The organism is Actinophytocola sediminis (assembly GCF_054779715.1).
The window spans coordinates 1-9,861 of the sequence record NZ_BAAGXS010000027.1 but is presented as its reverse complement, the minus strand read 5'-3'; the positions used below and the strand labels follow the sequence as shown (position 1 = coordinate 9,861).

Below are 9,861 nucleotides of genomic sequence, written 5' to 3'. Positions count from 1 at the left end.
CGCCCGCCTCCGCCGGCACGCCGAGGCGACCGACGCGCTCGCCGGCGTGCTGCGCGACCACCCGCACGACGAGGAGGTGCTGGCCGAACTGCTGCGCGCCGAGGCGGCGACCGCCGGACCGGCCGAGGCCCTCACCAGGTACGACACCTACCGCCGCGCCCTGCGCGACCAGCTGGGCAGCGACCCCGGCCCGGCGCTGCGGCACCTGCACCAGCGGCTGCTCGCCCAGGATCGCCCGGCCGTGCGGCACGGCGTCGCGCACGAGCCCAACCCACTGCTCGGCCGGGACGCCGACCTCGCGGCGGTGGCCGGCCTGCTGCGCACCTCCCGGGTCACCTCGATCGTCGGCGCGGGCGGGCTCGGCAAGACCCGGCTCGCGCACGCGCTGAGCCGCCGGGCCGAGCAGCCGGTGGTGCACTTCGTGCCGCTGGCCGGGCTGGCCGCCGACGGCGACGTCACCGGCCAGGTCGCGGCCGCGCTCGGCGTCGGCGAGGTGGGGGCGGTCCCCAGGCGGGTCACCGCGACCAACGCGCTCGGCGGGATCGTCGGCGCCATCGGCTCCGGCCCGGCCCTGCTGGTGCTGGACAACTGCGAGCACGTGGTCGCCGGGGCCGCCGCGCTGGTGCGCGCGCTGGTGTCGATGTGCGGGGAACTGCGCGTGCTCACCACCAGCCGCGCCCCGCTCGGCCTGTCGTCGGAGTCGGTGTACCTGCTGCCGGAACTGGGCCTGGCCACCGCCGTCGAGCTGTTCGGCCAGCGGGCGCGCGCCGCCCGGCCAGGCGTCGACCTGCCGGCCGACGCGGTGGCCGCGCTGTGCGCCCACCTCGACGGGCTGCCGCTGGCGGTGGAGCTGGCCGCGGCCAGGGTGCGGGTGCTGTCGGTCGGCGAGATCGCCCGCGGCCTGGACGACCGGTTCACCCTGCTGCGTGGCGGCGCGCGGGACGCACCGGCGCGCCACCGCACGCTGCACGCGGTGATCGACTGGAGCTGGCACCTGCTCGAGCCAGACGGGCGGGCCGCGATGCGCGCGCTGTCGGTGTTCCCCGCCGGGTTCACCGTCGACGCGGCCGCCGCCGTGCTGGCCGGTGACGAGGCCGGCGGCGACGCCGTGCCGGTGCTCGAACGGCTCGTCGACCAGTCGCTGCTCAAGGTGACCGACACCGGGACCGGCACCCGCCTGCGGATGCTGGAGACCGTGCGGGAGTTCAGCGCGACCCACTGCGACCAGGCCGGCGAGACCGCCATGGTCACCGACCGGTTCCTGGCCTGGGCGACGGACTTCGGCCTGGCCAACCACGAGACGGTGTTCACCGAGGACCCGGTGGCCGAGCGGGACCGGCTGCGGGCCGAGCAGGACAACCTCGCCCACGCGCTGCGCCTCGGGTTCGACCGTGCCGACGGTGCCGTGGTCGCGGCGACCTCGGCCGCGGTGGCGACGCTGTGCGTCGCCGAGTCGAACCTGGCGCGGCTGGCCGGGCTGGCCGAGGAGGCCGGCCGGGTGCTGGCCGGCTACCGGCCGCCGCCCGCGCTGGTCGAGGTCACCCGGACGGCCGCGGTGCTGCTCACGGCCTACACGTTCCTGGTCGGCGGTCCACACGCGACCCGCGTGTTGGTCGCGCTGCGCGGGTTGCCGCCACCCGCCGCGCCGGACACCATGGTCCGCGCCACCGACGTCGTGCTCCGGGCCATTGTGGACGGACCGCGAGCCGCGCTGTACGCCTTGGGCGACAACGAGCATCCGGTGGTCGCCAGCATGGCCAACTTCGCGGTCAGCTATGTCCGGGAGTACGAGGGCGACCTGGACCACGCGCTCACGGCGGCCAGGGCGATGGTCGCGACCGGTGAACACAGTGCCAACCCGTGGCTGCTCGCGCTGGTGCACTCCCGGCTGGGCGAACTGTGTCTGCAGGCCAACCTCGGCGAGGAGGCCCGCCGCCACCTGCGCGCGTCGCTCGCGCCGTTGGAGGCGTTCGGGGCGCGGTCGAGCGCGGCGAAGGTGTTGTGGGCGTTGGTGTTGGCCAACCTGCAGTGCGGCGATGTCGACGAGGCGGAGCGCTGGCTGGAGTCGGCCATGCGCGGCGGCGACGTGCTGAGTGACGCCCTCGGCTTCGGCATGTTCGACGTCGCCGTGCGCGCGGAGCTCCACCTCGCCCGGGGTGACCTGGACGCCGGGCTCGCCCTGTGGCGGCGCACGGCCGACAGCCTGTCCGAGTACACCGAACTGCCGTGGGAGCTGGAGATGCGGGCGGTGGCCGTGGTCGCGCACGCCCGCCACGGCCGGCTCGACCTGGTCGCCGAGCACGTCGCCTGCCTGCCGGGCGCGTTGTCGGCGGTGCTGAACCGGCCGCACGACTCGGCCAGTTCGTCCCTTGTGGACTATCCGGTCTGCGGCGCGCTGCTGCTCGCGCTCGCCATGGCAGACCTCGACCTCGCCGAGCGCACCGGCGAGCGGCGGATCGCCGGCGCCGCGGTGCGGATGATCGCCCTGGCCGACGGTTTCCGTTGTGTGCGGGGCTTTCAGCCGACCATGTCCGCCACGCACGCCAGGCAGCTCGCCGAACAGGCCGACCGGCCGGCCTACGACGACGCGGTGTCGTCGTACGCCGGCCTCGGCGAGGAGGCGCTGCGCGCCGCGGCGGTGGCCGTGTTGCGCGAGCGCGACCGGTTCACCGAACGGGTTCCCGGCTGAACACCGCCCGCGCCCACAGGTAGCCGGCCAGCGAGAGCCCCACACCCCAGGCGACCGCGGCCAGGCCGTCGCCGCCGACCTGGCCGCCGGACAGCAGCCCGCGCAGGGTGTTGATGATCGGCGTGAACGGCATGTACTCGGCGAACCAGCGCACCGCGGCCGACATCGAGTCGGTCGGCACGAACGCGCTGCTCAGGAACGGCAGCAGCTGGGCGACCAGGTTGAACATGCTGGCGCTCTCGATGGTCCTGGCGGCCAGCCCGGCGGCGACCGCGAGCCAGGTCATCGCCAGCGCGAGCAGCACGAGGATCCCGGTCGCGGCGAGCCAGTCGACCGGCCCGGCGGCCGGCCGGTACCCCATGAGCAACGCGCCCCCGACGACCAGGGCGATGCTCACCAGCGACCGGATGACCGCGCCGACGGCGTGGCCGGTCAGTATCGAGGTCCGGGAGATCGCCATGGTGCGGAACCGGTCGACGATCCCCTCGGTCATGTCCCGGTTGACCGACAACGCCGTGCTCGACGAGCCGTAGCAGATGGTGACCAGCAGGATGCCGGGGACGAGGTAGTCGAGGTAGCCGGTGCCGACCGCGTTGTCGCCGAGGCCGGCGTTGAGCGTGCCGCCGAACACGCCGACGAACAGCAGCAGCAACAGGATCGGCACGCCGAGGGACATCAGCACGGTCACCGGATAGCGGATCGTGTGGCGCAGGTTGCGCCGCAGCATCGTGGCCGAGTCGGCGACCGCGGTGGCGAACGTGTTCACGGGCGGACCTCCTGCTGGTCGGTGGTGGGGTGGCCGGTGAGGGCGAAGAAGACGTCGTCGAGGTCGGGGGAGTGCACGGTCAACCCGTCGACCGCGACCTCGGCGAGGTCGGTGAGCAGGGCACGCAGCGACGCGACGCTGCTGTCGTGTGGGATCCGCAGCGTGTCGCCCTCGCCCGGCGTGCCGTTGACGACCCGCGCGGCGGCGGCCAGCGCGGCCGGGTCGGTGAACCGCAGCTCGACGTGGCCGCCCGGCACGCGGCGCTTGAGCTCCTCGGCCGTGCCGACGGCGACCACCCGGCCGTGGTCGAGCACCGCGATCCGGTCGGCGAGCTCGTCGGCCTCGTCGAGGTACTGGGTGGTGAGCAGGATGGTGACCCCGTCGGCGGCCAGCTCGCGGATGATCTGCCACATGGTGTGCCGGCTGCGCGGGTCCAGCCCGGTGGTCGGCTCGTCGAGGAAGATCACCCGAGGGTCGCCGACCAGTGTCATCGCGAGATCCAGCCGGCGGCGCATGCCGCCGGAGTAGGTCATCACGGACCTGCGTGCCGCGTCGGTGAGGTCGAACCTGGTCAGCAGGCCGGCGACCCGCCGTCGGCCCTCGGCGCGGCCGAGGTGGTGCAGGTCGGCCATCATGGCGAGGTTCTCCTGGCCGGTGAGCAGGCCGTCCACTGCGGAGAACTGCCCGGTGACGCCGATCGCGGCGCGGACCTGTGCTGGTTGGGCGCGCAGGTCGTGGCCAGCGATCCGGATGTCGCCGGCGTCGGGCGCGGCCAGCGTCGACATGATCCGCACCGCGGTGGTCTTGCCGGCGCCGTTCGGCCCGAGCAGCGCGAAGATCGTCCCCTCGGCGACCTGGAGATCGACCCCGTCGAGCACGACGTGGTCACCGAAGGACTTGCGTAACCCGGCCGCCACGATCGCCGGCTGGGACGTACTTGTGGTCACGACACTCCTCCCATGCCGCGGCCTCGGCCGGCCACGACGTCGCACAGCATGCGTGCGGGGAGCTACAGCCCGGTTTCAGCGAATTTCAGCGAGTGCCAGGCTGCGTTGAGCTATGGGGAGATCTATACTCAGGACTATGGCTACGACATCGATGCAGCTTGACAGCAAGTTGCGGGATGAACTGGTGACGATCGCAGAACGCGATTTTGATGGTGTCGCGTTGGGTGAGACCGTCCGTCGTCTGGTCAAGGAACATCAGATCAACCGGATCATGCGGCGATACGAGGACCTGCGTGTGGACCCGGAGGAGTGGGCCAGTTACCGAGGTGAAGCGCGGTTGACCGACCAGGTGGCTGGTGACGGGCTGCCGGACGCGGATGCGGAGTACCCGGAGTACAGCCGGTGAGTCGACGGTTGCGAGTCGCGCCGTGGGAGGTATGGCTGGTGGACTTCGGCCAGCCGATCGGACACGAGCAGGGTGGCCTACGCCCTGCTGTCGTGGTGGGGTCGTCCGTCCACTGCCGGTTCCCCATCGACATGGCGGTTGTCGTCCCGTTGACGTCTCGCGATCGCGGCCTGGATCACCATGTACGTGTCGATTCGCCTGAATCAGGGCTGAATCGACCCAGCTGGGCACGGACGGAGGAAATCACCACGATCTCCACCCAGCGCTTTGCCCGTACTCAACCGCTGGGTATCGCCTCGGAGGCCGAGATCGACGAGCTAACGGAGTGGTTGCGCGAAATGGTCGCCTTCCACTGACCGGTCGGCATTTCGGGGTGTCGGTAGTCGATCGGGCCGGTCCAGTAGCCCTTTCGGGTCACGGACAGTCGCGATCGGCTGGATCTCAGCTCGACTTCTGCGCCCGACGACTGTCGAAAACGGCGTGGTGATCGTAATCTTGATACATGGGTAGCGTGGGAGAGCTATACGCAGACCATGTGACCGACAGTGACCTACGACTGCTGTCCTCGGCCCTGGCGATGCCCACTGCCGAGTTGCGCCGCGATCCGGAAGCCCTACCGACACTGCTCGCCGACCCCCGGGTCTTCGAGGCGATCCTCGGCGAGCAGGCGGTGGCCAGGGGCCGGATGGCGGAAGTCTCGCCGTTCCTGCTGTTCGCGGTGATGGTTCGCCGCGCGGAACAGGAACTGGCCTTCATGTCCCATGTCAGCGAACGCACCGGCCTGCGCCAGCGGGTGCCGGTCTTCGACACGCCACAGCTGATCGAGTTCCTCGCCGACCCGGTCCGCCGGCTGTTCCTGATCGAGCTGCTGGCCTCGTTCACCAGGGTGGCCAGCGGCCGCTACCGCGTGCAGACCCGCCGGGGCCTGCGCTGGCGCCGGTTCAACGAGCTGGACCCGGTGCGCCTTGCCGGCCTGCTCGACGCGGTGAGCGACGCCGAGCGCCCCGGCGTCTACCGCCGGCTCGGCGACGTCGCGCTGTTCCTCACCGGCGTGTATCCCGACTACGCCGCCGGCGACCGCGCGTTGTCCACAGTGGACGCCATGCGGCTGGTGCGCTCCGCCGGCGTCGACCAGAGCATGGCCGCGATCCCGGCGATCGAGCTGTACGAGCACCTCGGCGCCCGCTGGTACCAGTCGGCCTGGCAGCTCACCCGGGTGCGCACCGAGCGCCTCGCGGTGATCACCGACGTCGCCGAGCGGTTCCGGTCGGCCCGTCGAGTGCTCAACCACCTGGCCGACCAACACCTCTTCCCCTCGGCGCAGCCACCTGGCTAGGCACTGAGCGCGGCCATGGCGCGGACGGCGGGCGGGATGTTCTTGGCCAGGCCGAACATGTTGTCCTGGTCGACGGCCGCCTTCACCGCGCGCAGCCGCGCGTAGTCGGTCGCGGTGTAGGCGGTGTGCGTGCGGGTCGGGTCGGGCAGCCAGTTCAGGAACGTGCCGCCGGTGGCGTGCGCGGCGATCGGCGCCGCCGCCTCGGCCGGGCCGTCGACGACCACGGAGAACGGCACGTCCCGGTGCCCGATCGGACCGGCGCCGGCGTCGGGGCGGGCCAGCGCGCCGCCCCACAGCCGCACCTCGACGGCGTTGGCGCCGCCGTGCACCGCGTCGAGCGCGCCCTGGACGACCTGGTCGGGCAGGTCGCGCAGCATGGCGAAGGTGCGCGGCGCGGTGCCGCCGACGGTGCCGCTCTCGGTGTAGGGCATGGTGCGCCAGCCGTCGGTCAGCGGCGTGCCGGCCACCCGCCACAGCGGCGCCAGCGCGCGCCGGGCGGCCGCCGCCGAGCCGGCGTACATGCCGCGCACGGCGAGCGAGTCCCTGGTGAGCACCAGGTTGGCGGTCAGCTCGTCGGGCAGGCCGGCGGCGTTGTCCCGGTACCAGGCGAGCACGTCACCGGCGCGGTCGAGCGGGAAGGTGGCCACCCCGGCGTGCACCGAGGCCACCGGGTGCAGCCGGAACTCCAGCTCGGTGACCACGCCGAAGTTGGCGCCGCCGCCGCGGATCGCCCAGAACAGGTCCGGGTTCTCGTCGGCGGAGGCCGTGCGCTGCTCACCGTCGGCGGTGACGATCCGCGCCCGCAGCACGCTGTCGGCGGCGAAACCGAACCGGCGGGACAGCCAGCCCATGCCGCCGCCGATGGTGTAGCCGATGACCCCGACCGTCGGCGAGGTGCCCGACAGCGGCGCGAGGCCGAACGGCGCGGCGGCGGCGATCACGTCGGCCCAGCGGGCCCCCGGGCCGACCACGGCGACCCGGCGATGCGGGTCGACCAGCACGCCGCCCAGCCGCGAGGTCCGCACCACGACGGCGCGCTCGCCGTCGGGTTCCGCACCGCCGTGCCCGGTGGCGTAGACGGCCAGCGGCAGCCGCTGCTCGCGGGCGGCCAGCACGGCGGTGCGCACCTGGGCGGTGGTGGTGGCATCGATGATCATCACAGGCTCCCTCGGTTGGTGTGTTCATCCATGCGTCGGACACGGAGACGCCGGATCGACAACCGACCCAGAAAAAAAACCGTCCTTGCGTCTCGACGGCGGTTTCACCCATGATCGGAGTGCTGTGCGCAAATCACCCACTCGATGAGGAGTGTCGTGTCCACACGGAACCGCTTGCTGGGGATGCCCGTCGCGCTCGTCGTGGTCGCCACCGCGGTGCTCTCGCCGCCGGCGGCCGGCGCGACCGTCCGGCCGGAGGTCACCAACGTCGCGCATCGCGGGGCGTCGGCGCACGCCCCGGAGAACACCATTGCCGCTGTCCGGGAGGGGGTGGCGATGGGTGCGGACATGGTCGAGATCGACGTGCAGCGCACCGCAGACGGGGCGCTGATCCTGATGCACGACACCGACCTGGCCCGCACCACCGACGCCGAGGAGGTCTTCCCCGGTCGCGACTCCTACGCCATCGTCGACTTCACCATGGCCGAGATCGACCGGCTCGACGCCGGCTCGTGGTTCGGCGAGGCGTTCGCCGGCGAGCGGGTGCCGACGCTGGCCGAGGCCCTCGCCGTGCTGCGCGGGGGTGAGGTCGGCCTGTTGCTCGAGGTCAAGGAACCGGCCAGGTACCCCGGGATCGAGGCGGAGATCGCCGCCGAGCTCGGCAGGGACCGGTGGTGGCTGCGGCCGGCGCCGGGACACCTGGCACACCGGCTGGTGGTCCAGAGCTTCGACTGGGAGTCGATGGCCCGCTCGCAGGACCTGCTGCCCAGGATCCCGCACGGGCTGCTCGGCCGGGTGCCCGAGGAGCGGATCGCCGACTACGCCACCTGGGCCGACCAGATCAACCCGAGCTTCACCACCGTGGACGCCGCCTACGTGGCCGCCGTGCGGGCGGCGGGCCTGGAGATCTACGTCTACACCGTGAACGGTGCCGATGACATGCGCGCCCAGATCGCCAAGGGCGTACACGGCATCATCACCAACTACCCGGACGTGCTGGTGGACGTGCTCGACGAGCGGCGGCTGCCGGCCGCCGCCTAGAAGGCCAGTACCAGAGAGGCCGCGATCGGCGCCATGTACAGCACGGGGTACGCGATGTGGGTGTACCAGCGGGCGCGGATCACCGTGACCACCGCGCCGAGGAAGTACAGCACCAGGCCCGCGGCCGCGAGCACGCCGATGAGCGGCACGAACAGGCCGACCAGCAGGCCGAGCGCGCCCGCGGCCTTCGCCGAGGCGAGCCAGCGCCACCACGAGCGGGGGACGCCGTAGGCGCGCAGGCTGTCGACGACCCACTTGGCGTCGAGGAAGATGGCGCCTGCGGAGAAGGCGGCCATCGCGGCTGCCACGAGGGTGACGACGAGGTAGGCGGTCGACATCGGTAGCTCCTTAGGGGAGTGTCTGTGCTGTCGTTCCCCCCGACCCGCCGGCCGGCGAAAGTGTGACAACGGCCAGGTCAGCAAGGGAGTAGCCGATGCGACAGGGTTCCTACGACACGATCGCGGACTGGTATGAGGAGACCATCGGTCCCCAGTACCTGGCCGATGGGCTGGAGATCCACCGGACGTTGCGGGAGCTGCTCGGCGAGGGCAGCGGAATGTGCCTCGAGATCGGCTGTGGGACGGGGTTCAACGCCGAGCCGGTGGCCGGGCTCGGCTGGACTCCGGTCGGGGTGGACCTGTCCGCCGGGATGCTCGGCCACGGGCGACACCGGCTGCCGGTCGCGCGGGCGGACGCGCAGCGGTTGCCGGTTCGGGACGCGTCGGTGCGCGCGGTGGTCTCGGTGATGGCGCACACGGACATGCCGGCTTATCCGGCGGTGGTGCGCGCGGTGCGCCGGGTGCTGGCGTCGGGTGGGGTGTTCGTGCACGTCGGGGTGCATCCGTGTTTCGTCGGTGGCTTCGCCGACCACACCGACCGGGCGGCGCTGGTGATCCGGCCCGGTTACCGGGACAGCGGGTGGACCCGCGAGTCGTGGACCGATCAGGGGTTGCGGGACAAGGTCGGCGCGACGCACCGTCCGGTGCCGGAGCTGCTGCACGCGTTCCTCGACGCCGGCCTGGTCCTCGACCGGTTCGCCGAAGGCGGCTCCCCAACCCCAACCGTGCTGGCCATCAAGGCCCACCGCCCATAAGTCCCCAACCGCAGCGAAGGGTCCCTTCGCTGCGCCCACCGCAGTGAAGGGACCCTTCGCTGCATGTCAGGGGCACGTGGGCTGGGAGCGCTCCCTGAAACGGGGGCTGGCGGGTGGTTTGGGCGGGCTGTGGGGTGGGGGTGGCTGGATGATTGGCGGGTTGGTTGCTGGTTGGCCGGACATCCTTTGGGTGTAACGGGATTCGGCCGGAGAGGCTAGTCGGGGGCCGGACTGATCGTTGAGTCGGCCAACTTAACTGTTCATTGAGAGTAAGTGTCTGTACACACCCTGTTAGCTCGGGATATGCTCCAATCCTGGGAGCGCTCCCAGAAGACGCTCACCGTCGAGCGAGGAGACCGCGATGAGACACAGACCCGATCCCACCAACAAGAAAGTGCACCGCGGTCGCCGCCTGACGGCCGCGGT

At 71.9% G+C, this 9,861-nt stretch carries 10 protein-coding genes; 6 read left to right on the top strand and 4 right to left on the bottom strand.

The window, feature by feature from the left end; translation table 11 throughout:
- On the top strand, positions 1–2,689 hold a 2,689-nt coding region (locus tag ACYVIP_RS17715; RefSeq protein ID WP_460397552.1), incomplete at its 5' end, for an ATP-binding protein.
- Here ACYVIP_RS17715 and ACYVIP_RS17710 read toward each other — a convergent pair.
- Positions 2,667–3,455 carry an ABC transporter permease gene (locus tag ACYVIP_RS17710; RefSeq protein WP_460397550.1) on the bottom strand — a complete coding sequence of 263 codons (789 nt, stop codon included), beginning with the start codon at positions 3,453–3,455 and terminating at the stop codon, positions 2,667–2,669. The genes ACYVIP_RS17715 and ACYVIP_RS17710 overlap by 23 nt on opposite strands.
- Positions 3,452–4,402, bottom strand: a complete 951-nt coding sequence (locus ACYVIP_RS17705) for an ABC transporter ATP-binding protein (RefSeq protein ID WP_460397548.1) — start codon at positions 4,400–4,402, stop codon at positions 3,452–3,454. The genes ACYVIP_RS17710 and ACYVIP_RS17705 overlap by 4 nt, the downstream gene beginning before the upstream one ends.
- 136 nt (positions 4,403–4,538) lie before the next feature.
- Between ACYVIP_RS17705 and ACYVIP_RS17700 the strand changes: the two genes are divergently transcribed.
- The 3 genes from ACYVIP_RS17700 to ACYVIP_RS17690 all read left to right on the top strand — a co-directional run bounded on the left by ACYVIP_RS17700 (position 4,539) and on the right by ACYVIP_RS17690 (position 6,144).
- On the top strand, positions 4,539–4,808 hold the full coding sequence (locus ACYVIP_RS17700) for a hypothetical protein (RefSeq protein WP_460397546.1): 270 nt from the start codon (positions 4,539–4,541) through the stop codon (positions 4,806–4,808).
- Complete coding sequence (locus ACYVIP_RS17695; RefSeq protein WP_460397544.1) at positions 4,805–5,164, top strand: type II toxin-antitoxin system PemK/MazF family toxin; 360 nt, start codon at positions 4,805–4,807, stop codon at positions 5,162–5,164. The genes ACYVIP_RS17700 and ACYVIP_RS17695 overlap by 4 nt, the downstream gene beginning before the upstream one ends.
- Before the next feature lie 179 nt (positions 5,165–5,343).
- Positions 5,344–6,144: a hypothetical protein gene (locus ACYVIP_RS17690; protein WP_460397542.1), complete on the top strand. Its 801-nt coding sequence runs from the start codon at positions 5,344–5,346 to the stop codon at positions 6,142–6,144.
- Here the strand turns inward: ACYVIP_RS17690 and ACYVIP_RS17685 are convergent.
- Positions 6,141–7,301: an FAD-binding oxidoreductase gene (locus ACYVIP_RS17685; RefSeq protein ID WP_460397540.1), complete on the bottom strand. Its 1,161-nt coding sequence runs from the start codon at positions 7,299–7,301 to the stop codon at positions 6,141–6,143. The genes ACYVIP_RS17690 and ACYVIP_RS17685 overlap by 4 nt on opposite strands.
- A gap of 156 nt (positions 7,302–7,457) precedes the next feature.
- Here ACYVIP_RS17685 and ACYVIP_RS17680 point away from each other — a divergent pair, with 156 nt between their 5' ends.
- The gene (locus ACYVIP_RS17680; protein WP_460397538.1) at positions 7,458–8,342 is read left to right on the top strand and encodes a glycerophosphodiester phosphodiesterase; all 885 of its coding nucleotides are present in this window, start codon (positions 7,458–7,460) and stop codon (positions 8,340–8,342) included.
- Here the strand turns inward: ACYVIP_RS17680 and ACYVIP_RS17675 are convergent.
- On the bottom strand, positions 8,339–8,680 hold the full coding sequence (locus tag ACYVIP_RS17675) for a DoxX family protein (protein ID WP_460397536.1): 342 nt from the start codon (positions 8,678–8,680) through the stop codon (positions 8,339–8,341). The two genes, ACYVIP_RS17680 and ACYVIP_RS17675, sit on opposite strands and share 4 nt — an antisense overlap.
- 95 nt (positions 8,681–8,775) lie before the next feature.
- On the opposite strand from ACYVIP_RS17675, the gene ACYVIP_RS17670 reads away from it, so the two are divergent.
- On the top strand, positions 8,776–9,435 hold the full coding sequence (locus tag ACYVIP_RS17670) for a class I SAM-dependent methyltransferase (RefSeq protein ID WP_460397534.1): 660 nt from the start codon (positions 8,776–8,778) through the stop codon (positions 9,433–9,435).
- The last annotated feature ends 426 nt before the right edge of the window (positions 9,436–9,861 follow it).

What these genes read in the sequence shown, in the direction of transcription:
- ACYVIP_RS17700 (WP_460397546.1), top strand. Translation starts at nt 4,539, where the DNA reads ATGGCTACGACATCGATGCAGCTTGACAGCAAGTTGCGGGATGAACTG.
- ACYVIP_RS17685 (WP_460397540.1), bottom strand. Translation starts at nt 7,301, where the DNA reads ATGATCATCGATGCCACCACCACCGCCCAGGTGCGCACCGCCGTGCTG.
- ACYVIP_RS17675 (WP_460397536.1), bottom strand. Translation starts at nt 8,680, where the DNA reads ATGTCGACCGCCTACCTCGTCGTCACCCTCGTGGCAGCCGCGATGGCC.
- ACYVIP_RS17670 (WP_460397534.1), top strand. Translation starts at nt 8,776, where the DNA reads ATGCGACAGGGTTCCTACGACACGATCGCGGACTGGTATGAGGAGACC.